At 63.7% G+C, this 23281-nt stretch carries 14 protein-coding genes and 8 pseudogenes; 8 read left to right on the top strand and 14 right to left on the bottom strand.

Translation table 11 applies throughout. The annotated features are described in order from the left end of the window. Window positions 1-29 precede the first annotated feature (29 nt). Window positions 30-1121 carry a hypothetical protein gene (locus HNQ08_RS13430; protein WP_184132944.1) on the top strand — a complete coding sequence of 364 codons (1092 nt, stop codon included), beginning with the start codon at window positions 30-32 and terminating at the stop codon, window positions 1119-1121. A 120-nt stretch (window positions 1122-1241) separates the two neighbouring features. Here HNQ08_RS13430 and HNQ08_RS28125 read toward each other — a convergent pair. From HNQ08_RS28125 to HNQ08_RS13410, 4 genes and pseudogenes are all read right to left on the bottom strand, one after another. Beyond that, a pseudogene (locus tag HNQ08_RS28125) lies at window positions 1242-1892 on the bottom strand (IS6 family transposase); the annotation flags it as partial. A 184-nt stretch (window positions 1893-2076) separates the two neighbouring features. Next, the gene (locus tag HNQ08_RS28120) at window positions 2077-4038 is read right to left on the bottom strand and encodes a S8 family serine peptidase (RefSeq protein WP_184132941.1); all 1962 of its coding nucleotides are present in this window, start codon (window positions 4036-4038) and stop codon (window positions 2077-2079) included. A 665-nt stretch (window positions 4039-4703) separates the two neighbouring features. Continuing rightward, window positions 4704-5445, bottom strand: a pseudogene (locus tag HNQ08_RS13415) (IS6 family transposase). Between the two features lie 20 nt (window positions 5446-5465). After that, window positions 5466-5600 (bottom strand): annotated as a pseudogene (locus HNQ08_RS13410) (transposase); the annotation flags it as partial. A gap of 102 nt (window positions 5601-5702) precedes the next feature. On the opposite strand from HNQ08_RS13410, the gene HNQ08_RS13405 reads away from it, so the two are divergent. After that, window positions 5703-6155, top strand: coding sequence for an SRPBCC domain-containing protein (locus HNQ08_RS13405; protein ID WP_184132939.1), 453 nt, complete (start codon window positions 5703-5705; stop codon window positions 6153-6155). A gap of 51 nt (window positions 6156-6206) precedes the next feature. On the opposite strand, the pseudogene HNQ08_RS13400 reads toward HNQ08_RS13405, so the two are convergent. From HNQ08_RS13400 to HNQ08_RS13385, 4 genes and pseudogenes are all read right to left on the bottom strand, one after another. Continuing rightward, window positions 6207-6341, bottom strand: a pseudogene (locus HNQ08_RS13400) (IS6 family transposase); the annotation flags it as partial. A gap of 66 nt (window positions 6342-6407) precedes the next feature. Then, a complete protein-coding gene (locus tag HNQ08_RS13395; RefSeq protein ID WP_184132937.1) occupies window positions 6408-7037 on the bottom strand; it encodes a hypothetical protein in 630 nt (209 codons plus the stop codon). Between the two features lie 246 nt (window positions 7038-7283). Next, a complete protein-coding gene (locus tag HNQ08_RS13390; protein ID WP_184132934.1) occupies window positions 7284-9329 on the bottom strand; it encodes an ATP-binding protein in 2046 nt (681 codons plus the stop codon). Window positions 9330-9402: 73 nt separating this feature from the next. Further along, the gene (locus HNQ08_RS13385) at window positions 9403-12510 is read right to left on the bottom strand and encodes a BTAD domain-containing putative transcriptional regulator (protein ID WP_184132931.1); all 3108 of its coding nucleotides are present in this window, start codon (window positions 12508-12510) and stop codon (window positions 9403-9405) included. Window positions 12511-12852: 342 nt separating this feature from the next. On the opposite strand from HNQ08_RS13385, the gene HNQ08_RS13380 reads away from it, so the two are divergent. From HNQ08_RS13380 to HNQ08_RS13370, 3 genes are all read left to right on the top strand, one after another. After that, a complete protein-coding gene (locus HNQ08_RS13380; protein ID WP_184132928.1) occupies window positions 12853-13683 on the top strand; it encodes a hypothetical protein in 831 nt (276 codons plus the stop codon). 22 nt (window positions 13684-13705) lie between these two features. Further along, complete coding sequence (locus HNQ08_RS13375) at window positions 13706-13927, top strand: hypothetical protein (RefSeq protein WP_184132925.1); 222 nt, start codon at window positions 13706-13708, stop codon at window positions 13925-13927. Window positions 13928-14018: 91 nt separating this feature from the next. After that, window positions 14019-14936, top strand: a complete 918-nt coding sequence (locus tag HNQ08_RS13370; protein ID WP_184132922.1) for a hypothetical protein — start codon at window positions 14019-14021, stop codon at window positions 14934-14936. Between the two features lie 24 nt (window positions 14937-14960). Here HNQ08_RS13370 and HNQ08_RS28240 read toward each other — a convergent pair. From HNQ08_RS28240 to dinB, 3 genes and pseudogenes are all read right to left on the bottom strand, one after another. Then, a pseudogene (locus HNQ08_RS28240) lies at window positions 14961-15122 on the bottom strand (transposase); the annotation flags it as partial. 134 nt (window positions 15123-15256) lie between these two features. Continuing rightward, window positions 15257-15936: pseudogene (locus tag HNQ08_RS13360) on the bottom strand (IS6 family transposase). Between the two features lie 155 nt (window positions 15937-16091). Further along, complete coding sequence (gene dinB, locus HNQ08_RS13355) at window positions 16092-17132, bottom strand: DNA polymerase IV (protein ID WP_184132919.1); 1041 nt, start codon at window positions 17130-17132, stop codon at window positions 16092-16094. A 264-nt stretch (window positions 17133-17396) separates the two neighbouring features. Here dinB and HNQ08_RS13350 point away from each other — a divergent pair. The 3 genes and pseudogenes from HNQ08_RS13350 (at window position 17397) to HNQ08_RS13340 (ending at window position 20010) form a co-directional block, all read left to right on the top strand. Beyond that, window positions 17397-18095 (top strand): annotated as a pseudogene (locus HNQ08_RS13350) (IS6 family transposase). 363 nt (window positions 18096-18458) lie between these two features. Then, window positions 18459-18950, top strand: a complete 492-nt coding sequence (locus tag HNQ08_RS28235; protein WP_184132906.1) for a MarR family winged helix-turn-helix transcriptional regulator — start codon at window positions 18459-18461, stop codon at window positions 18948-18950. 1 nt (window position 18951) lies between these two features. After that, window positions 18952-20010 (top strand): LLM class flavin-dependent oxidoreductase, encoded by a 1059-nt coding sequence (locus HNQ08_RS13340; protein ID WP_184132903.1) that lies wholly within the window; start codon window positions 18952-18954, stop codon window positions 20008-20010. A 237-nt stretch (window positions 20011-20247) separates the two neighbouring features. Here HNQ08_RS13340 and HNQ08_RS13335 read toward each other — a convergent pair. From HNQ08_RS13335 to HNQ08_RS13325, 3 genes and pseudogenes are all read right to left on the bottom strand, one after another. Then, window positions 20248-20942 (bottom strand): annotated as a pseudogene (locus tag HNQ08_RS13335) (IS6 family transposase). Window positions 20943-21480: 538 nt separating this feature from the next. Next, window positions 21481-22176, bottom strand: a complete 696-nt coding sequence (locus HNQ08_RS13330) for an MOSC domain-containing protein (protein WP_184132899.1) — start codon at window positions 22174-22176, stop codon at window positions 21481-21483. 583 nt (window positions 22177-22759) lie between these two features. Further along, window positions 22760-23224 carry an Rrf2 family transcriptional regulator gene (locus HNQ08_RS13325; RefSeq protein WP_229790033.1) on the bottom strand — a complete coding sequence of 155 codons (465 nt, stop codon included), beginning with the start codon at window positions 23222-23224 and terminating at the stop codon, window positions 22760-22762. Window positions 23225-23281 lie beyond the last annotated feature (57 nt).

The raw sequence follows: 23281 nt of genomic DNA, 5'->3' as shown, positions 1-23281 counted from the left end.
TGGAGACGGCGGCTGAGAGCATAACGGTCATGGCGACAGATCGGCAGAAGGCCATCGACAAGGCGGTCAAGGTGTTCCGCCAGGGGGTGTCCACGGGACATGCAGGCGAGAAGCTCAAGTGCGTGCAGGTGCTGTCGCGCCTGAGCGAGCGGCATGGGCTGATGCTGTGCGACATCGACGCCTCATTGCCCAGGCGCTGGGACGCCGAGCTGTTGCGGATCAAGATCGGTCTGGTGGTGGTCTCGGCCTCTGCGGCGGGTGCAGGAGGGGGACAGGGAACGGCGAACGTCGATCTCGAGTCGCTGCTCTTCCAGCATCTGGACGTGGCCGAGCGCAAGCGACGACTGCAAGGCCCGCTGTTCAGTCAGGGGGTGTTCAAGGCCGTCGAGCGCACCAGCGCCTACACGCGCCTGCTGGCCGAGGCTCACTCGCTGGACCGCTCCAATGTGGGGGTGGGTCTTGGGGATCAGGAGCTGATGACATGGCTGGACCGCGCACTATCGCGTCAGGGGTCCCGCGTGGAGTCGCGGCCCACATCGCACACCATCTTCGAGGATCTGGTGGCCTATTGCCGTGCCGGGTACATGACCGAGACCGGGGAGCGCCGCAAGGCCGAGCAACACCGGCAACGTCAGGAACAGCGCCAGCAGGCCGAGGCAGAGCGAAAGAGAGCCGAAGCGCAGCGCCGTGATCGTGAACGGCAGGCGGCAGAGGACCGCCGGAAACGCGAGCAGCGAGAAGCCGAGCGGGTCAGGCGTGAGAACGAGGGACGTGGGCACCTGGACGATGAAGCCGAGGTGTTCGCCATGGCCTTCGACGAGCGCGCCGTGGCCCGGCTGTACCTGAAAGTCGCCCGGCAGCAGGTGGGAACCAGGGGCACCGTGAAGCCCGTGACCGCCGCGACGGGGCAGCTCGTCGTGAAGTTGTTGGTCACGGCAGCCCTCAAGGACGACGTTGACCTGGCGTTTCGCAAGGCGCTGCATGACCTTCAGGTGGCGGCAGCCAGGGTGCGGGACGAGGCGGCCAGGAACCGGGATGAGGCGGTCAGGCGGGCCGAGGCCGCCTACGCCAGCGAGTGCGAGCTGGCCTTCGAGCGCGTGGTGGATCGGTACGTGGCGTAAGGAACAGCGAACACAGCGTCCACCTGTGTGCCGCTCATGCTGAACTTCCATTTGAAGAGTTGTGGCAAGTTGTTGGCTCTCACAAAGCAGAGGGGGATGCGAAGGCAGGCCGCCTGAACTTCAGGCCGCCTGCCACACAGTCTCTTGCCCGGTCTTGAAGGCAGCTCGTTGATGGTGCCGACGCCATAGAGCGGGAACGGTGGAACGGGCAGGGTGATACAGATTCGTGACGCGGGCGTGCACCTCCACGAAGCCCTGTGCGCGTTTTCGTGACCTGAAGCCTCGCTGCTGACGTGCCTGCCTCCGGGTGGGACGGTGGGAGTGCTCAACGATGGTGTTGTAGGGAGCGGTCGACACCACCTGAACGTGCTCCACGGGGTGGAAGCACGGGAAGTTCGCGAAGGGCGGCACCGGAACTCCAGAGCGGTGTGGATGACCACCGGCACGTCGCCCCTGCCCCAGCAAGCGGTGGAAAAACGCCCTGGCGGCCTCAGTCTCCCGGTGCTCCTGAAGGAAGACGTCCAGCACGACGCCGTATTCGTCGACTGCTCGCCACAATTAGTGGGTGAAGCCTCCAACATCCACGTGCCGTAACGTCCAAATCAAATGCCACAGGGAACCCCGACGGGGTTCCCTGTGGCGTAAACCTTGGGCCAAGAGGTCACTGAAGTTGATCCACCAGGTCCGGATGGATTCGCGGGTCACGCAGACTCCCCGGTCCAGCAGCAGTTCTTCGATGTCGCGGTAGCTGAGGGAGAAGCGGTGATCGAGCCTTGGATTACAGCAAGGGGAAACCGGTACCCAGGAAGCTTCTGACCCCTCAACACCACGTCACCCTACCCCAACAACTTGCCACAACCCCCTGAACTAGTTAAGGCAACATAACCACCTGAAGTTCAGGTTGCCTGTCGAAAACATCGTTCTACCCCTCGTTCACTTGCCAGAATCCTCCAGATTACGGAGCCGTGGTGAGGATCCGCGCCAACGCCTGGTCAGCCTGGATCAGTCCGGCCCCACTGTCAGCATCGTACCCAGGGGTCTTCATGTCCACGCTACTCGCGGCGAGCGCCTTGTAGATGTCGGCAGGCCGCGAGGCGCCACCGTACTGCGTGACGCCGTCGAGCATGAGGGCCGCGACGCCGGCCGCGTGTGGTGCGGCGGCACTGGTGCCGAAGAAGTTGGGGAAAGCGTCGCCGTCAACGGGCGTCCCGTCGCCGAAGGTGACCTGTCCGAAGAAGCTGGTGTTCCCACCGTCTGGCGCCGTGAAGCGCGGCTGTTGACGAAGATCCGGGCTACTGAGCGGCCGTCCGTTCAGATCAAAGAGGATCGGAACGCCACCGGCGGACGAGAAGCTTTCGAGCAACGGTGGGTTCTGCCCGAACGCAGGGGTGCGGTAGAAGCGCGCGGCGCCCACGCCCGCGCCACCAGCAGCATTGTGGTGACCGATACTGGTAGGAGATTTGGTGTCGTACTCGATGTCTGTGCCGTAATCGAAGTCAATCCATTTCAGGAGCTTCGGGGCCGGGCCGCTGCACAGGGTCATCGCCAAGTTGACCTTGATCGGGGCCTTGGTGGTGTTGAAGTACTGCACGGCTTCCACCGGATCGCCGCCAACGTTATCGTCGGTGGACACGGGGAATTGCCCGGCCTTGGCGTCCGTGGGCAGGAGCTTGCCCTTGCTGTCGAACAGCAGCAGATCCACGTCGCTGGCTGATCCCCGGCCAGCGCGGGACACAGAGGCGAAGGGCTGATCCCACTGGAGGAAGATGAGCACGTCGTCGCCCGGGGCGATGGTGATGCTCTGCAGGGGATCGACCTTGCTGCCCGGATCGAAGTCATTCAGTTCGCAACCGTTGAAGGTCTGACCGCTGGGCCGGAAGGCGCCCTCGTAGGACTGCCGGGCCTGGTTGCCCGCCGACGAGAAGTAGGACACGCCCTGGCGGGCCACCTTGTCCACGGCCTGCGCTACCACCCCATCCTGGAAGTACGGCTCGGAGAAGTAGGTGACGTCATCCACAATCACATCTGCGCCTGCATCTGCGAGCTTGAGGATGTTGTTCGCGAAGCCAGCTTGGCCGCTGTAGGCGGTGGCGAACGACAGTTTGGAGGCAGGCGCCACGTCATGGACGATCTGGAGCATGCCACGTCCCTCATCGGACGCCCCGGCACTGCAAGAGGGCGCATCGAGTTCCGCGACCACCTGAACACCACCTGCGGGGAGGTCACCATTCTTGACGTCATCAGGGGCGGTGGTCAGCGGCTTCTTCGCGCAGTTGAAACTGTCGGAAAGGGCGCCCACCGTGACGCCCGCTCCGCTCACGCGGTACTTTTGACGGGCGATATCGCTGCGTTGGGCCTGATCACCCTGTGAGATGGTCAGACCCTGGCTAGGCGTTTGGAAGGCCTGCCCGTGCAGCTGGTTGGTGGTGGCAACCGCAAGGCGCATGCTGCGCAATTCCGGCAGAGCGGCGGCGGCTGGGAGGGCCGAAACAGGAAGCACGCCCGACACCAGGCCCGCGTAGGTGGACCCTGATGTCATGCCGAGAGACTGGAGGGTAGCGAGCAGTTCCTCGGGCGTCCCGGTGGATAGGGCGTCGACCGTGACGGTACTGTCCCCACTGACGAGGCGGTTGCCACGAGGGCGAACGTCACTACCGCTGGCCGTCAGGTCCGTGCTCTGGGCACTCAGGCCACCACTGGCTAAGGCGGTCAGGGCGCTGCTCAACTTGCTCGTCTTGGCAAGCAACGGGGCATTGCTATCGCCAGCAGGCGTTGTGAGAACAGGAGGCGAATCTACCGGAACCTGGGCACTTGGAGACGGCGCTTCGGGCGTCTGCGGATCCTGCACTTGAGGGGTTGTGGAACATGCGGCCAGCAGCGACAGGGTGATCAATCCGGTAAACAGACGTCTTCTCACGTGGTTCTCCTTGGTTTCGCTAATGCATTGCCACCGAAGATACGAGCCGCCGAAAGCATGAAAAGCTCCGCAGAATGACTCCCGGCGCCCTCATGTTTGATGCTTACTACACAAATTGATGTTACGCGGGGTGGAGTATATAATACCTCACAGTGGCCGTCCACTCCCGATAACTGACCAAGACAGCGCGCTCAAACAGCACCTCCCGAACATCCCGCTGGCTCATAGGAAAGCGGTGGTAGCGCCACAGGGCAGAGCCCATGATGCGCAGGGAAAGGGTGGCTGCAGCGGCTTCCGGTCAGACACAACTCTCTACCCTGACCGCTTTAACTTGCCAAAATCGTTTGGGAGATCAGCGCAAGATGATGTCAAAAACGGCCTGAAGTTCAGGCCGCCTTTCCATTGCATTGTCCGCTTGTCGCCTTAAGGTCCACCACTGGCCACAAATCGTCAGGCGGTCAGCGCCTGCTCCTCTTTTGTGGCCCCTCCGCTCAGGCAAGGACGATGTCCTTGCCCAGCGCCTTGAGCTTGTAGCGGGCCATGGCGAAGTTGGCCTTATCCTTCGCCAGCACCAGATAAAGAAACAGGCTCTGTCCTGGCACGGTGTAGATGGTTCTGGCAACTCAACCTCGAGTAGGCCAAATCTTCCCAGCGGCAGTCTGAATTCAGAGCGCCGCATGAACGGCGTGTTGCCAGGCCCGGTGGGCCTGCGATGGATGCGTTCTTTCGATCGAGCGCGGGACAGTGGTTCGAGTGTGCTGGTGAAGGTTCGAAGCGCGGGCGTGCAGGGCTAAAAATTCCTGTGCGCGTTGCGGTCTCTTGAAGCCCGGCCCACTTCGCTCCTGTTTCCGGGTCGGGCGGTGGGACTGTTCAATGGGATTGTTGCAGCCCACAGAGGAAATGACCTGGATGTGCTCCAGGGTGTACAGCACAGGAAGCCCTCGAAGAGCCGCCCCATAGCTTATCGGTGTGAATCACGTTTGGGACGTCGTGGTTCACCAACAGCCGTTCGAAAAAGGCCTTGGCCGCCTGACTGTCTCGGTGAGATTGCAACAGGACATCGAGCACCGCGCCGGATTCATCGACAGCCCGCCACAACCAGAATTTCTTCCCCACCATGTCGAGACAGACCTCATCCAGGGACCACCGGGAACCCCAGAGGGGTTCCCAGTGGCGCAGCGCCTCGGTGAGAAGCGGCGCGAACTTAATGTTCCACTGGCGAAGGGTTTCGTGGAGGAGTGGCGTCCTCATGGGCGTCCGTTCACGACGATGGCTGACGACAATACCGCGCTGGTGCAGCAATTTCTGGACATCACGTTCGCTCAGGGGGAACCGGTGGTAGAGCCAGAGGGTGTGCCCGATGATGCTGAGCGGAAAACGGTGTCGGTAGGGTTTGCGGTCAGTCACAAACCATCAGCGTAATGCGATTAAGTTGCCAGAACCGCGGCGACGAAGTGGAAGCCAGTCAGGGTGATCGACAGGCGTTCGAGGTCCCGCCCGAGCCGTCTGAAGCGCGACAGCCACGCGAACGAGCGCTCCACCACCCAGCGTTTCGGTAGCAAGCTGCTCGCTCCGACCGGGCGAGCTTCGGGTCAAGGCCGGTGCCCAGGGGGGTTCGCGGAGGTTCTGAGCGCCTGCTCTCCGCCCCCGCTATACTGCCCCTGATGCCCCGTGCCGCCCGCGCTGAGATCACTCTCCAGGCTCCTTTGGAACGGGTCTTTGAACTGCTGGTGGACTTCGGCGCCTACGGGCGCTGGAATCCCTTCGTGGTGGACGTCACGGGAGCCACCCGCGCTGCCGAGGGCGTGCAGATGCGCTTCAGGCTGCTCTGGCGTGAGGGTCGGTACATCCATTCCGACGAACGGGTCACGCGCGTGCAACCTCCTGCCAATGGCGCGGCGCTGGTCGCCTGGCGTTACGACAGTCCTTTGGCCCACTGGGGCCTGCTGCGCTCAGAGCGGGTGCAGACGCTCAGGCGCCTCCCGAACGGCCACACTGCCTACACCACCGAGGAGGTCTTTCACGGCCCGGCAGCCGCATTCGTCCCCGTGCATTGGGTGCAGGCGGGGTTCGAAGCCCAGGCGCGGGCCATGAAAGATGACCTGTCGTCCTCCTGAAGGCCAGCGGTATCGCCCTAGGGGGCGCAGAGCAGTGATCTTGCCCCTGTTTGTAACGATGATCCCCCGTTCCGCCAGCAGTTCTTCCACGTCCCGATAGCTGAGGGTGAAGCGGTGGTACAGCCAGACGGCGTGCCCGATGATCGCGACAGGGAATCGGTATCCAGGAATCTTCTGATCGCTCAGCACGGCGTCACCCTAGCCCAACAACTTGCCGCAACCCGGCACCACTGAAAAGCATCCCTGATGCTTTTACCGCCGACGTACTTCCAAACCCCGTTCAGGAGTGCGCCGATCGTATTGCAGAACGGTTCGTATCGCCGGCGTTCCGTTATACAGACTGGTGCGGTACTCCAGGGTCAGGCTTCCCTGCGAAAGTTCCAGGGCTGGGGGCAGCAGTTCATCAGGTCGTCGGCCACTGAAGCGCGTGAGTTCCGTCGCAGGTTCACAAGCTTCTACGGTGGCGGCCTGTTGCGCCGCGATCGCGAGAGTTGAAGTGAGCTTGAGCCACAGTATGTCGCTATTTGTCGCCGCCCCACACAGGCCCTGAACGTTACAGCGTGAATTTGTGTTGACCTGCAACACTACAGACCAAAACTCTGCTCGTCGCACGATGTCCAGCACACGCGTCGAGACGGAGCCTCCGTCTCCAAAGCCGCTCTGTTCTTCCTGGGTTCCGTCGAATAGACGGCCCCAGCAGCCGCTGATATTGCGGTGCAGATCCACGATGCGTTGTGTCTTTCCCTGTGTGAGCCGGAAAGTTCCCCCTTTGAGAGAGGTGATGCGGATGGGGTCATTTGGTGCCTGCACTGCGGGTTGAGCGGCCGCCATTCCAAGGCTGAAGACAGCGGGCGCGAGGACACTCCAGCGGCAGATCATCATGTCTCAGCTGACTTGTGACGCTTAGGGTTGTGGCGAGTTGTGAAGGTCTGACGACCCCGGCCAAACTTGCCCTCCTGGCGAGAAACACAAGCGTCCAGGCTCCGTTCGGCTGCCGCTCGTAGAGCGTCAGGAACGTGGCGAGCGCGCCGCACAGTTGGCCCTGACTCAGCGCCGCGACGGCACTGTTGCGGGTGCCCTCGGTGGATACGGGGTGATGGCCCGGAGCCCCATGCCGTTTTGATCATGCTACGCGCTACGCAATGCGATGAGGCTGGCAGCGCGGTCACGCTGGTGCGTCATCTCACGTGCCCGGTTTGTGTCACCGGACGCCTGAAAGGCGGCGGCTGCACTGGCGTATTGCGCGCACGCGTCTGTGAGCTGGCGGCTGTTTTCGGCCTGCTGCGCGGCGCGTTCCCACCACAGCGCGGCCTGAGCAGGCTGCCCGCCCGCCTGCCAGTGCGCGGCTATACGCGCCGCCGCTGCGCCCTGTGCCCCCAGCACGCTGGCTACTTTTCGGTGCAGCAGCGCGTACACGACGGGCATGCGCTGCAAGTCCTGCTCCATTGCCTGCGCAATCAGGTCGTGGGCAAAGCGTTCCCCACGCACCACTTGGGCACGCTCCAGTTCCTCCCAGGCGCCGAGGAGGCCCATGACGTTCCAATCAAGAACCTCGGCGACCTGTTCCAGGGTAAAGTCGTTGCGCAGCACGGCAGCGGCCTGCGCCGCCTGCCGCGCTTCCGAGGAAAGCTGCGCCAGGCGCTCACTTAGCAGGCTGCCCAGCGTGCGGCCTGCCGCCTCCCGCACAGCGGCGACGTCAAAGGTCCCCCGCTCATGCAGGTACTTGGCGAGTTCCAGGGTCAGCTGGGGATTACCGTCAGCGAAGCGCTGCACCTCACGGATCACGTCCTCGCTGCCAGTAATCTGGGCGGCCTGCAGCAACGCCTCTGTGGCTTGAGTGTTCAGTGGCGCCAGATGAATAGGGCGCACCATGCCGCTCTCGTACATCTGGCGGGACAGCGTCTCGGTGACGGTGCTGAGCGCACCTTCGCGATAACAGAACATCGAGCGCAAAGAAACCTGACTGTTCCCCCAGAATTTGGCGTACACGTACGCACCCGCTTCGATAGAGGCGTCGTCCATAAAGTGGAGGTCGTCGGAAATCAAAACCACCGGACCACGCGCCGCGACCTGGCGTAACACTTCGTATTTGGCATCGTAAAACCGCAGTTTCTCCTGCTCTGAAGTGAGTGGGCCAGGGGCCGGGCCGAGTTCCGGGATCAGGCGCGCCAGTTCTGTACGCGCCCAGTCGGGCAGGGCGGCGGCCACCTCCGGAAAAGCGTTGAGGGTCTGACGGTAGGTGCGGGCGTGGGTGGTGTAAGCGGCGTTCTGGTCACCAGGGCGGCCCTGCAGCAGGAGCACGTGAAATTCTGGATGAACGCGTGCGAAATCCACCGCCAGCCTGGACTTTCCGCTGCCCGACGGGCCGATAAGTGCGACGCCCGCCCCGGCGGTCCACCCCGCCTCCATCTGTGCCCAGGCGTCTTCCTGACCCAGGAGGACGGGAGGGCGCAGCAGGCTCAGAGGGATGTCCGCCGCGCCCACAAGCGCCGTGGTTGGAGGCTCCTGCGTCCCCAGATCACGCGCCAGGCGGGCCGCTTCTGGTGAGGGCTCCATTCCCAGCTCCAGTTGCAGCGTCGAGCGCAGTCGCCCGTAGACCTGCATGGCCGCCGCGCGATTGCCGCTGAGGTGGTGCAAACGCATCAGAAGCCCGTAGGCGTCCTCATCCAGTGGGTCGCGCTCGACCCGTCGCTCGGCCAGGGCCAGCGCCTGTGCCAGATCGCCCCGCTCAATGAGCGTTGCGATGTCCTGCGCCACTCGCGCGGCCCACTGCACCTGCCGGGCCTCCCGCTGAACGCGGAGCCAGTCGTCGAAGGGCGCGCTGAAATCTGTATCCAGGCCGCTCAGCAAATCGGGGTCGTCCGGAGTGGGCGGCGCACTCAGATCGGTGTACACGCCTGGCGCCAGGAAGAGGGTACGCTGTCCAACCACCAGGTCACCTCCAGCGACGCGTGTCAGCCGCCGCAGGAGTTGCACCAGATTGTTGCGAGCAGTGGCATGCGGCGTGTTGGGCCACAACAATTCGGCGCAGGCAGCGCGGTCACGTGGCCCCTCGGCCGCGAGGTAAGCCAGCAGCGCCGCTGGCCGGGCATCGAGAGACCGCGCTGCTGGTTTCAGCCGCAGTTGCGGCGCGCCCAGCAGACGCACGATGACCTCATCCGTGTCCCAAGTCATGGACACAGTGTAATTACCTTTCAGAGCGTCGCCCTGCTGGGGCGGGCCCGCCCGACAGCCGCAGAGTCCTGAGTCAAGGTCCTGAGGCGGATGGGCCAAGACGCAGCGCCAGAGCCAGTGCTGGATCCGGGGCGGCGCCGCCCAGCAACGCGGCACTTAACCCATGTAATCCCTGATCATGGGCGCTGGCCGTGACAGCTTGCAGCGAGGCTTGGTCGCTCAGGAGCGTGGCGCGCTGCGCGGCTGCGCGCAGGTGCAGGTAGGCGTCGTTGTGGCCCTGCGTGGTGATAAGCGCCTCATTCAGGCAGGCAAGCGCTTCGTCCCGGTTCCCGGCGACCACATGCAGGGTCGCCAGGGCACAGTTGTGCTCGGCGTGGAGCGTGGGGGGCAAGGGCAACGCGCACAGACGCTCGTTCACCTGCTGCGCTTTGCAGAACTCTCCGGCTTCCAAGTAAAGCCAAAGGCTGACCACGCCCAGCGCCGCGCGCCAGCCCGCTTCGGCAGGCGTGGTTTCGGCCGGCACACCGAGCTCCTGTGTCCATGTGCGAATGAGTGCCGCGGCGCCGGGCTGATCACCCAAGGCCCACGAGGCCAGCGCTTCTCCATACGCGCCGATCAGCTGCACCACGCGAAATCCTTCGGTGTCGCCAAGTTGCCGCCTCGCACGCTGAGCGTGCGCCAGCGCTTCCGGAAAAGCCCCCAGCTTAAATGCGGCCCGTCCCCGCTTGATCGTGGCGGAAGCCGCGTAGGGGGGTGGTTGGGTCCGCAGATGCAGCGCTTCGGCGTCTCGGAGCAGCGCATCCGCCTCCCTGGGATCACTGGTCAGGGCGGCGAAGCCCAGCCCTTCAAGTGCCCAGGCCTCAAGTTCTGGGCGGCGCAGGCCCCGCGACAGGTCGCCCAGGCGCCTGAGGGTCACCCGGGCCGCCTGCAGATCGCGGTGCAGCTCATAGCCGGCCAAAACCTCGAGCAGCTCCGCTTCCAGAGCCCGGTCACCCTCCTGGGCGGCCAGCGCGAGACCGGTGCGCGTCACGCGCGCCGCTTCTTCCTCCTCGCGCAGCGCGAAAAGAAGGCGGGCATGCTGAAGCTGGGCCTGTGCGCGCTCCAGAGGTGTGCGGGCGCAGGCCTGAAGTTCACCGACGCGCAGGCGCCACTCTGAGACCCGGTCTTCCAATGTATACAGAGCGTCTACCTGACCATGCCGCGCCGCAAAAACCAGGTCCGTCTCGCCTTCGCCACTGGCCAGTTCGGCCGCGCGGCCGAACTGGCCGGCCGCTTCACGGTAAAGGCCACGCTGGGCAGCCTGCTTCCCAGCCTCCAGCAAAGCGCCGGCAGCCTCAGACATCCGGCCACCCGCAAACCAGTGCGCGGCGCAGCGAGCGTACGGCGCGCCCTCGCGGGCCAGCGTGCGTGCGGCGGCGCGGTGCAGCAAGCCGAGAAGCGCTCCGGGAATCCGGCTCAGTAGCGCGCCGCGCAACAGATCATGGGTGAAGCCGTCTCCGCGGACCACGTCCAACCGTTGCAATTCCTGCCAGATGACCGCCACGGTGAGCAGCGGTAGGCCCAGCATATCGGCCAGCAGCTCTGGACGCAGATTCTGCGCCAGCACCGCTGCCGCTCTGGCGACCTGGGTCGCTTCGGGCGAAAGCGCCTCCAACCGGCGGACGAGCAGGTCTTCTGCACGCCCACTCCAGTGCACCGTGTCCAGATCCGCCCGTCCTGTCAGCACCTGGCGGGCGGCCTCCAGCAGATAGATGGGCAGTCCACCTACCCGTTGGGCAATCTGCGCGGCGTGGGTTGCGAGTTCTGGGCGCTCAAGGCTGGCAAGCAACGCCTCACTCTGGCGAGGGTCCAGCGGGGGGAGCTTAAGGACGGTGGCACGTCCCGACTCTATGACGCCGTTCAGGACAGCGGCGATCGACGCATCCAGGGTATCTGCCCGCGCGCAAACGATGATGCGCGCCGCCCCTTTGCTGTCCAGGGCCAGCAGCGCACGCGCCGAAGCAGCGTCCATCAGCTGCAGATCGTCGAGCAGCAGGCAAGGTGTGCCCAGGGCGCTGCAGAGCTCGCGCAGCGCTGAGTGCAGCGCCGGAGCGATATCCCCAGCTGGGGCCACATGCGGCTCAAACCTCTCTGGCAGGAGTGCCCCCAGGGCCCGGCACGCCGCGCCGCTGAGGGGCAGATTCGCGTGGTTAACGAGCAGTGACCGCAAGCCGCGCGTGAGGGCCGCGTAAGGCACCGGCCCGTCGCTGGGCCGCCCCTGAATGATCAGGTGCTCGAACGGCTCAGACTGCAGGCTGCCGTGGAGCACATGGCCCACGATGAAATCCCGCGCGAGGCGACTTTTCCCCAGACCGCCCTGTCCGGTGAGCAGAATCATCCGCCCGGCTTCCCAGGCGTCTGCCATAGCGCGCCACTCCTCCTGGCGGCCCACCAACCGGGGAGCGTCCAAGCGAGTGGGGGGCGGACAGGCAAGCAGCACACCGGCCTCAGGCTGAACGCCACGCCCGATCTCCTGGGCAAGTCTCTGGGTGAGCGACACAGGCTCGACATTCAGTTCACGCGCCAGCACTCTGCGGAGGCGCTCATGGGTCCTCAGCGCCGCCGCCACATCGCCGGACAAATATTCCGCCCGCATCCGTTCGCGGGCGGTTTCCTCAGAAAGCGGCTGAATCCGTTCGGCGTGGGCCAGCAGCGGCAGCGCCGGGAGGTAGATTCCGCGCCTGGTCAAGGCGCGCGCCTCTTCCCGTAGCGCGCGTGCGCTCTCCTCTACAAGGGTCAGGCGGCGCGCATCAAGCCAGACGTTGAACTCCGGGAGCTTTAGGGTATCCAGGCCGGGGAGGGGACGAACGGGGCGGTTTGGGTCATCCACGGCTGGGATGGTTGGGATGCGCACGATGTGCACGCCGGTCTCCAGCGAGAGCAGCGGACCGGAATCCACACACAGCGGCTCGCCGTACGCCCGGTGCATTCGGCGCAGGAGCACCACCAGGTTATTGCGGCTGGCCGGCCCAGTCTCCGGCCACAGCAGGTCAGCCAGCCGGGCGCGCGGGGTGGATCCCTCCAGGGCCAGGTACGCCAGAAGCGCCAGCACTTTGCCCTCACAGCGCTGGGCGCGGCTGTGTGGATCAAGCAGCGTGGGAAGGTCCCACAGACGCAGCTGCCAGCCAGAACCATGCGCCATGGCGCTCAGTGTACCAAGGCCATCGCAACTCAGCGGCCTCAGTCAACCCTCGCTGGAGAAGCGTTCGCCAACCAGAGCAGACGAGGATGGCGGCGCGGACCGTTGGTCGCCTCCCCCACTCTGAGCGGGGCGCGGTGAGGCACGGACGGCGAGTGACCGATTCAACCGGCCGCGCCAGTGTTGTGGGCTGACCAGCATCCCTGGTCAGAACAGGGGCGGCAATGAACGTGATGCTGCGGCCCCTGCCCAGTCCAGTGGAGGCCTGTGTCATCGGCACGTCACCCCCGGCCTTTTAGGGTAACCACGTTCGGCCGGGGTGTGCCCCAGCCAAAGGAGCCCACCATGAACAGTCGTCCCCTGCTGGCCCTGTTGCCCGCCCTCCTGCTTGCTGCCCCCGCCCAGGCTGCTGCTGTGCCCGCCTCTCTGCAAGGGCAATGGGAATACGGTTACGTCTCGCCCATTGAGTACTACGACCCCTCCACTGGCAAGTACGCTGAGGGCAGCGGCACCAGCGAGATTATCCGCATCCAGGCCGACGGCAGCTACGAACGCAATGGCATCATCGTGGTGACGACCTACGGTTGCACATCCAAGCTCCTGACCACCAGCAAGGGAAAGGTCAGCCTCAACGGCAACATCCTGACGTTCACCCCTACCACGGTCTACAACAAGGGCTATACCTGCTCGCCCAGCAAGAGCTACGAGACCCGCGAGCTGCGTCCCTCGGTCTTCACCTGGAAACTCAGCGGCGACACCCTCGCCCTGGGCGACCCCAAGGGCGAATCACGCGACAGCCTCTACAACCGCCCCCGTACCCTGGGCGCCTCGGCAGCGGGGCAGAAAGTGCGGCGCGTGACCGGCATGCTCAGCCTCCCCGAGGGGCATGCCGCACAGGGCGTGGCCGTGATCGCCTGCCGCGTGGACCGGGGCTGCGGCGCCGAGGATGGCAGCGTGCGCTTCGTGAGCCTGACAGGCAGCGGCCGCCAGCAGAGCTTCTCGCTCGACAACCTTGACGGCGTGCCCTATGAAATTCTTGCCTGGGAAGACACCAACGGCAGCGGCCTGCCCGACGCGGGCGATTGGGTAGATTCGGCCTCGGCCCGAGGTCAGGCCGGTGTTACGGTGACGCCGCCCGTCACCGACGTGTTCCTCAAGCTCGAACAGTGGAAGTGAAGGCCCTGTGGATGCCGGGGAGTTGAGCGCCAAGGACCTGGAAACCAATTCCGGTCGCCGTTCCTTCTTCCAGGTCTGGTCGGATGCGAGCGGGTGGCGGGCCACGGTCCAGTATGGGAACGAAGCGCCGCGCACCTTCCACGAACCGGACGACGCCCTCCTTTTTCTCTATAGCTGTCTGCTGGGGCGCCAGGAGACGGCGCCTTCCGGCGCTTCTCCCTGGGGCGATCCAGATTTCCATTGATGGCGCTCTGTGTTCTGACGCACCCTCTCCTGAGTAAGCCCTTCGAGGCTTACGAATCTCTCCTTCAGCCAACGCCTTCAAGGACTGACCTATGTACCGTTTGATGACCTGTTTTGCCCTACTGTGCTCCGCCGCCCTGGCCGCCCCGTCCTCTGCCCCCACTGGTGAGTGGCTGACCGGCCCGGCCTTTCCTGCCCCTGTGTACGAGGAGGACTTCGCGGGAGCCGCAGCCTCAGGGACGCGCCTGTTGCTGCTTCCCGACGGCCATTACTCCCGTACGGAACTGAATTTCTCGTATATTCCTGGATTCTTCGGCAGCTATGTCATCACCTGCGGCACCCTGAATGTGCATGCCGAGAGAGGGCGCTACGCAGTGTCGGGCGACCGCCTCACCTTCCAGCCAGAGCAGGTGCGGGAGGTGCACGGCCTGTCGCCCAGCGCCCTGAACTCGGGGTGCAAACGCTCGGAGGGCATCGCCTCGACGCCCAAACTGACGTCCTATCAGGCGACGTTCGCGCTCTCGGGAACGCAACTGGCCGTCAATATCCAGGGGACACGCCAGACCTACGCCCCCCGACCAGCCCGAGCGGCAGACGAGGTCGCGGCGGCCAGCCGGTCTGTCCCGGTGGGGGGGCTGACCGCCCGGAACGCGTCGGTGACGCCCCCGACCACCCCACTGATCACCTCCGAACCCTACACGGCGACTGGCACATGGCAGGCCAAGCTCGACGTGTCGGGCATGCAGGTTCCGTTGCAGTTCAAGCTGTACGACGACGGCGAGCAATCGCTCAGCGGCAGTGGCTATGTGGGCAGTCAATACGTCGCCTGGGTGCTGGGATCGCGCACCGGTGCCTTCGATCTTGGGCTGGACGTGGACGGAACTGAGCTAAAGCTCAAGGTCGAGGGGCGCTTCACCGGCGACCGTTACGAGGGGACCTTCCGCGCCCAGGACGGCTCAGGCGCGGACCTGGGTGGGGGTACGCTGAACATGTCGAGAGATGCCCGCTAGAGGCTGCCAAGCACCCTCTGCGAAAAGTAGCTTGAGGTTATTACAGAGCAGAATGCAGTCCGCGAGGACATAGAATCCGACTGGCGTCGACCGCAACCGTTCCAGGTCCCGGCCCAAACGCCAAAAGCGCGACAACCACGCAAACGAGCGCTCAACCACCCAACGTTTGGACAGTAAATGAACGCCGGTAGGGTGGTGAGCTGTGATGAACCGCAAGCCCTATCGCCACCGTTTTCCCCTTAGCCAACGTGACGTTCTGGCAAGGGTTGTGTCACCTTCACTGAGCCGGGGGGAGGCGAAGCCGAGGGGTAGCCTGAAAATCAGGCCACCCCTCCTGCGACCTCACGCCAGGTCTGAAAGGCCGGGTTCTGGTGGCGTCGTCTGGTCAGGGCAGGAACCGTGGTGCGGGTGTGCTGGTGAACGTTGGTGATTCGGGCATGCCGCTTCAGGCACTCCTGGGCTCGCTCCGGCCGCTTGAACCCAAGCTGACTTCGTTCCTGTCGTCGTGTGGGCCGATGGGACTGGAGGGTCAGGTTGTTGCAGTGCGCTGTAGAGGCCACCTCGTGGTGCTCCACGCCGTGAAGCACCGGAGGTTCCTGGATCGCCGCACCATCGCTTCTGAGGTGGTCAGTATGGATGGCCTCTGGAACAGCGTATTCCCCTGGCAAACGGGTGAGGAAGGACTGGGCTGCCTCCGTGTCGCGCTGTGCCTGCACAACGATATCGAGCACAGCCCCGTGACCCCACCCACCTTTTTGCAGATTTCGTCCAGGAACCACCGGGAACCCTGCCGGGGTTTCCGGTGGCGTCGTTGCTCAGTGAGCAGGGGAGCAAACTTGATGCCCCACTCGCGGAGGGTTTCGTGGCTCACCTGGATTCCGCGCTCCAGGAGGAGTTCCTGAACATCACGGGAGCTGAGCGTAAAGCGGTGGTACAGCCGGAGGGCGTACCCGGTGATGCTCATGGGGAAACGGTGACGGTAGGGCTTCGAGTCAGGCACTGGCCATCACCTTGCCTGTTGACCTGACAAAACCAGCGGCACTCCCGTCCATTTCCTGTTTTGCACCATGCCCGAGCGCAGCTGAACTACACCTTGAACTCAGCGCATTTGCGCCGCGCAGCGGCAGCCTCTGGCGGACCCAACCGCCCACGCCGTCAGGCCCTTGGGCTGAGGTTGACCACGCTCACACCCAGCAGCCGCACGCGGCGTTCCGCGCTCAGCTCCGAGGTCAGCATCCCGGTCACTGCCTGCGCCAGCTCGTCCGCTCCAGCCAGGGGCTGCTCCCGAGTCCGGTGCCGCGTGACCGTCGTCCCGTCCTCGAAGCTCATCTTCAACACCGCAGTTCGTCCCACGTACCCCCGCCGCGAGAGCCGTGCGGCCAGTTCCTGGGTCAGCCCGGGCAGCTCAGCGAGCAGGGCCTCCCGGGTGGTGAGGTCCTGCTCGAAGGTCCGCTCCACACCGATGGACTGTGGTTCCCGGTGCGCCTCCACCGGCCGGTCGTCCACCCCCCGTGCCAGACCGTGAAGCCGCGGCGCGAGCTTCCCGGATCCCAGGACAGCCTGGAGTTCGACCAGCGATCTCGCGCGCAGATCCGCTCCGGTCTCGATGCCCTGCGCCCGGAGCTTCCCGGCGATCACCGGGCCCACCCCGTAAAACTCGTCCACGGTCAGGGCAGCGAGCAGAGCGTCCACCTCCTCAGGCCGGATGACCGTCAGCCCCGCAGGCTTCTGCAGGCCGCTGGCGAACTTGGCGAGGAATTTGTTCACCGACACCCCAGCCGAGCAGGTCAGGCGCGTCTCACGCAGGATGTCGGCCTGGATGTCTGCGGCGAGGTGCTGCGCTCCTTCCAGCGTTTGATCCTCCCCGGTCACGTCGAGGTAGGCCTCATCGAGCGCGAGCGGCTCGATCGCCTCCGTGTAACGGGCGAAGATCCCGTGGATCTGGGCGGAGACGGCGCGGTAGAGATCCATGCGCTGGGGGAGAAGAACGATGCCGGGGCAGCGCAGGCGGGCCTGGTACACGGGCAGCGCGCTGTGGACCCCGAAGTTCCGGGCGACGTAGTTGGCGGTCATGACGATGCCCCGGCGGCCGGGAACGATGACGGCGACAGGCTGGCCCTCCAGCTCAGGCTGCTCGCGCACCTCGACGGAGGCGTAGAAAGCGTCCATATCCACGTGCACGATCAAGCGGGTCATGAGACAGTTTCGCCGATGGAAGGAGCCCGCTTCTGTCAGCCGTCATGCGCTGGGCCCCCGGACCATGTCCGGGTTCCCCTTCTTCCTGCGTTCTCGTCCGTCAGGCACCCGCCGCGCACATGACCGGTGAACGCACCGGGGGTTAATCCAGAAGGACCGGGCGATCTGGAGAAGCGTGAGGGGTGGCAGCTGGCCCGGGACGGCTGGCCGATCCTTCTTGCCCATCCTGGCTATGACAAGTTGTTGGGGTAGGGTGACGCGGTGCTGAGCGATCAGAAGCTTGCCGGTTATCGGTGCCCCCTTGCGGTCATCGACTCTGCCGCCAATGCTCTATCACCGCTTCACTCTCAGCGATCGGGATGTTGAGGAACTGCTGCTGGAACGAGGCATCACCGTGACACGTGAGTCCATCCGCATGTGGTGCATCAAGTTCAGCGACGACTTCGCTCAGCGCCTTCGCCACCGGGAACAGAGGCGTCCCCTCCCGGTGGCCGTTAGACGTTACGGTGCGTGGACGTCGGCGGGGTCCACCACTGGCTGTGGCGTGCAGTCGACGACCACGGAGCCGTGCTGGACGTCTTCTGACAGCAACACCGGCAGACTGAGGCTGCCACATCGTTCTTCCACCGATGACTGGGGGAGGGACGCTGTGCCGGAGTTGATCCACACGGACAAGCTCTGGAGTGATGGCGCAGCCCTTCGCGAATTTCTCGTCCTCCACCCCGTGGAGCACGTCCAGGTGGTGTCGGCCGCTCGCTGCAACACCATCGTCCCACCCGGAGACAGGCACGTCAGCAGCGAGGCTTCAGGTCACGAAAATGCGCACAGGGCTTCCTGGAGGTGCACGCCCGCGTCACGAATCTTCATCACCCTGCCCGCTCCACCGTTCCCGCTCTATGGTGTCGGCACCATCAACGAGCTGCCTTCAAGACCGGGCAAGAGACTGTGTGGCAGGCGGCCTGAAGTTCAGGCGGCCTGCCTTCACATCCCCCTCTGCTTTTTGAAAGCCAACAACTTGCCACCACTCAGGACACCAGAGACAAGCGTCCTGGCGCAGCCTGGGGATGGGAGGAGGGCGGTCTGGAGAGGAGCCAGCTCTTGAGGCTGGGGCGCCCAGGAAGGGAGCGTCAGGTGACTGGCCTATCGAGGACCGTGACCTGTATGGCAAGTTTGACGTCCCAGAGATCATCAACGCAGACAGGCTCTGGAGCGATGAGTCAGCCATATGGGAACTTCCCGTGCTCCACGGTAGGCAACACGTTCACCCAGGCACCCTTCGTGAATGAGCTCGCAATCGATTCGACTCCTGAGGTTTAAATTTAAACCATGTCGGAGGAGCACTCCATCACACATGATCTGCGTGCCGAACGTCATGCCCTGATCCTCTGGACCCTTATCGCTCGCACGTACCATCATTCGCTCCAGGAAATCGAGATCACCTTGGAGCAGCATGGCCTCACTGTCATGGAGTTTGACGTTCTCGCCCATATCGATGCTGAACCTGGCCTCACCCAGCAGCATCTCGCCGGACGGCTTCTCGTCACCAAAGGCAACGTCACCTATCAGCTGACCAAACTTGAAGGTCAGCAGTTCATCGAACGCCGCGTCAATGGGCGCTGTAATCACCTGCACCTCACCGCCCAGGGTCAGCAGCGCATTGAGAAGGCCATCCTTAGCCTCAAAGCCCTCCACACCCGGCAGTTCGCCCATCTCACACCCGAAGAGCAGCACCACCTCACCGCTTTGCTGCGAAAGCTTACCCAAGCGCCACGGGCCACCCAGGCAACCAGTCCCCACGCTCCCCTCATTGAGGTTTAACATGTCCACCATCTACCCCAAACGCCTCGGATTCCTTACCTTTGGCCACTGGCCGGCAACTCGCGGTTCCTACACGCCAAATGCCGCTGAGGCTCTCAAACAGACCGTCGACCTCGCCGTTGAAGCCGAACGCATCGGCCTGGACGGTGCGTACCTGCGCGTCCATCATTTTGGTAAGAGCTTGTCCTCCCCGTTCCCTCTCCTGTCCGCCATGGCCGCCCGCACCCAGCGCATCGAGCTGGGGACCGCCGTCATCGACATGCGCTATGAACATCCCCTTGGCATGGCCGAAGAAGCGGCTATCACTGACCTGCTCAGTGACGGTCGACTCCAGATTGGTTTGAGCCGTGGGTCTCCCGAACACGCCTACCGTGGGTACGAGGCATTCGGATACGCTCCAGCGGAAGGGCAGTCTCTGGCAGACTACGTCCGAAGCAAGACCGAACAGTTCCGGGCAGCGATCGGCGGAACGCCCGTCGTGCACGCCGATGCGGGTGGGCAGCCCTCACCGGCAATGCTCACCATTCAACCGCAGTCCGCAGGCCTGAAAGACCGCCTCTGGTGGGGTGCCGGAAGCCGTGACACGGCGGTATGGGCGGCACAGCAGGGCTTCAACCTGATGTCCTCAACCCTTCTCTTAGAGGATACGGGGGTGCCCTTCGACGAACTGCAAGCCGAGCAAATCGCGCTGTTTCGCGAGACCTGGCGCGAAGCGGGATGGACGCGTGAGCCACGGGTGTCGGTGAGCCGCAGTGTCATGCCGATCACCTCTGACGCCGACCGAATGCTGTTTGGTCATGAAGGCGTCAACGATCAGGTCGGCGTATTGGAAGGGTTCCGGTCGCGCTTTGGGCGCAGCTTTGTGGGCGACCCGGATGTGATTGCTGAGGAACTCAGCCAGGACGCAGCCGTTCAGGCTGCCGATACCCTGCTGCTCACCGTTCCCAATCAACTCGGCGTCGCGTACAACGCACGGATGCTCGCCACCATTGCCCAGCATGTTGCCCCTGCCCTTGGATGGCGCCCTGGACCATCGCAGGACGTTGCATTGACGCGCTGATGATTCAAAATTCGCCCCCGTTCCACCACTTCGTTGTTGGTCAATTGATACGGCTTTGGTGTCTGGCCGAGTCCCGCCAAAACAGCCCGAATACCTGAGGACGTCGAGGCCTCTTTTGTGACCATGCCGTAGATGGGCCAGTTCCGTTTTCGTGTAGAGCATGGGCTCATGGACACTCGAGGGTTATGTTGCCTTAACTGGCACCGAGGCAGCCGAAGGGCAGGGGTGGCCTGAGGTTCAGGCCACCCCTGCGGCAACCATTGACCACGTGTGGAACGCCTGTTTCTGGTTGCCTCTTCGAGTCTTGGCGGAAACGCTCGTGCGGGAGTGATGGTTGAGGTCAGGGTCCAGGCATGCAGGCGCAAAAATTCTTGCGCGCGTCTTCGCCGCTTAAATCCTTTGTTGCTGCCGCTTTGACGTCGTGTGGAACCGTGAGACTGCTGAACCATGTTGTTGCAGCGTGAGCCGCTGATCACCTGCTGGTGGTTGACATGAACTAGGTTCGAAAACGCCCGGATTGCGGCTCGATAGCTCCGCAGCTGGTCGGTACAGATCGTGTCTGGGACATCGTATTCGCCGAGAAGATTGCTCAGAAAGATCTTCGCGGCTTGGGTGTCTCGGTAGCGCTGAAGGAAAACATCGAGCACGAAACCGTGCTCGTCGACCGCCCTCCATAGCCAGTATCGGACGCCATCTACCGCCGTGCAAACCTCATCCAAAAGCCATCGGGAACCCCGGCGGAGTTCATCGGTGAACTGCGGCCCGAACTTCAGACACCACTCGCGGAGCGTCTCGTGACTGATCTCAAGACCGCGCTGGTGCAGCAATTCCTGGACGTCTCGGGAGCTGAGCGGGAAGCGGTGGTACCGCCAAACTGCATGCTGAATAATCGTCATGGGCAATCGGTGGCGGTAGGGTTTGGCAGCGGTCACGGCGGATCAGCTTCCCTGGGACTGGTTAAGGCAACACAACCTTGCCTTCTCGTACGTCTTTCCTGGCTCAGCCGTTCCGAACAACGAATGGATTGTTCTAAAACAGGGCATTGCGCGGCACATGCTCACCGATCACGCGCCCACCATCTTGAGGCACCGGAGCGGCGTGACGCGGCCTCGCCAGGGGACAATCCGACAATCCGATGATTGAAAGGCGGGGTCAGTTGACACCGATCTGGGTGTCAGAGGAGCCCCACCCGCCCTCGAGCGCAGCCAATTCACGGCAGCCAGCAACTTAGACTTTAGCCGTTCCCAAGAGACTACAGGCCAGCAATTTTGAGCTGTAAAGGTTGTTAACGTCCGACTAAAAGTCTTGACCGTAAAGAGGTCACCGCCCAGACCCTGAGTACTGGTACTCCCGCTATCGCTTATTACGGGGTTTCAACGGCGAACCAAGGCGCCTCCGGTCTGGGTGTCGAAACCCAACGCGCCGCACCCACGCGGCCCCAAGGAACTCTCCGTTGGTGTTGGCACTGGATCACCCCTGCTCCTGCCGTCCGTTGAGGCGAGCCGTCGTGTCTTCGAAGCTGCCGCCCAACCGCTTCTCAAAAGTGGCGCGCCACGAGCGGGAGAGGCCCTGCTGCGAGAGCAGGCGCTCAATGGCTGCATAGTCCAGCTTGTCGCGGTGCATCACGCGATTCGCTTCTTGGATGGTCACGGCGTTGCCTGAGCGTGAAACCAGACTCAGTCGCGCTCCGGCACGCACCTCGCCGGCCTCGAGTACCCGGAAGTACCAGCCGGTCAGCCCGGTCTTTTGTACCCAGAGGGTGAACTTGGGCACGTCGTGCCGCGCCGCGAGTTTAAAGCACGGCTGACGCGGCTGACTAACCTGCACGACGGCCTTGCCGACCTTGACGATGTCCCCGATGCACACTGCCCTCTCCGTCAGGCCGACCACCCTAAAATTCTCTCCGAAAGCTGCAGGACCCAGACTACGCCCCAGCAGCTGCTCCCAGTACGGATAGTGCTCGCCCGGATAGACGCAAACGGCCTTCTCGGGCCCACCGTGATATTGGCGGTCGGCCTGGCCGTCGCCCTGGAGGCCCTCCCTGCCGAGCTGGAGGCCCCAGTTCACTGGCGTTTTGACAAAGCCGCTGGGTACCATCCCGTCCCGGTAGGGCAGCGGAGCTGGTAGACCGACGCTGAGTTGCTTGATACGCGCGCCTATCGTCATTTGATCTTAACCCCCTTCCCAGGTCCCTGCAGCAACGTCCGTGCTCCATGCGGCCCACGGGTGTCGTATGGGCGCACGCTTCACGCTGCCAGGAGCCTCGTGAGCTCCCCGCAGGATGAACCAGGGGCACATCACGCAAGGTGTAGGCAACCTCCCTGGACTGAGCATGAGCCAATCAGCAGGCGAGCGGACGGAGCGTGCCCCCAGTCTACACCGATAACGTGCAGTATGTCGTGGCCATCTTGCCAGGTATGGGACGTATAAGGGCAGGTGAAACGTGTCAAAGCGGGAGACCTCCCTGAGAAGAGGGCTGCCCAAAGCAGTTGGAACAGTCACTTCTCAATGATAGACCTGAGTTGCCCCTCAGGCAAAAAACCGCTTTGAAAAGTTGCCTCGCGTAGGGATATAGCTCATTCCTCGCAGTTACAGAGAACGAAAACTCCATTCAGCACAGTATCTCCGATTAGCCGGGCATTCGCACGCCACATTGATCTATGGGTGAAGTTCCCCTTCGCTTGAGTGAAGTCTTTGCCGTTGACGCGACAAGATTGGACGCCAAGTCTCCAAGAGGGAGCCCGTTTACCTATTCGGGAACACATGGCGGCGCATGGGGCACGGTTGCCCAGGCATCCGCCGGAAGGGGCGCGCCAAGGAGCATGGTGTTGCGGGCCAGATCGTCCAGTGTGTAGCGGTCCAGTACGCCGTAAAACGCCTGTATGGCTTCGCTGAGCGCCCGCTGCAACTCGCAGTTGAAGCGGAGGGGGCACGCCGGGCAATTCACCAGCGGCGTACGGGGCTCCGTTGTGCGGACCACCGTTCCGAGAATGATCTCGCCCGCCGGCATGCCCAATTTGAGCCCTCCTCCGCGTCCGCGCGACGACCGCACCCAACCTGCGCGGCTGAGCAGTCCCACGGCTTTGTTCAGGTGATTGAATGGCACGTTGTAGAGCTGGGACAGTTCAGCGGTGGTAGTCACCGCCTCCGCGTCCTGTCGCGCGAGGTGCATAAGGATTCGCAATGAGGCGTCCGTGAACAGCGTCAGTTGCATTCGGCGCACCGCCTCCAGGCCCTCATCATGCTTCAGGATAGGGCGTGGTCAGGCGCG

Origin of the sequence: Deinococcus humi, from assembly GCF_014201875.1 — a bacterium.
In the GTDB taxonomy this organism is placed as follows: Bacteria; Deinococcota; Deinococci; order Deinococcales; family Deinococcaceae; genus Deinococcus; species Deinococcus humi.
This window is presented reverse-complemented; position numbering and strand designations above follow the sequence as displayed.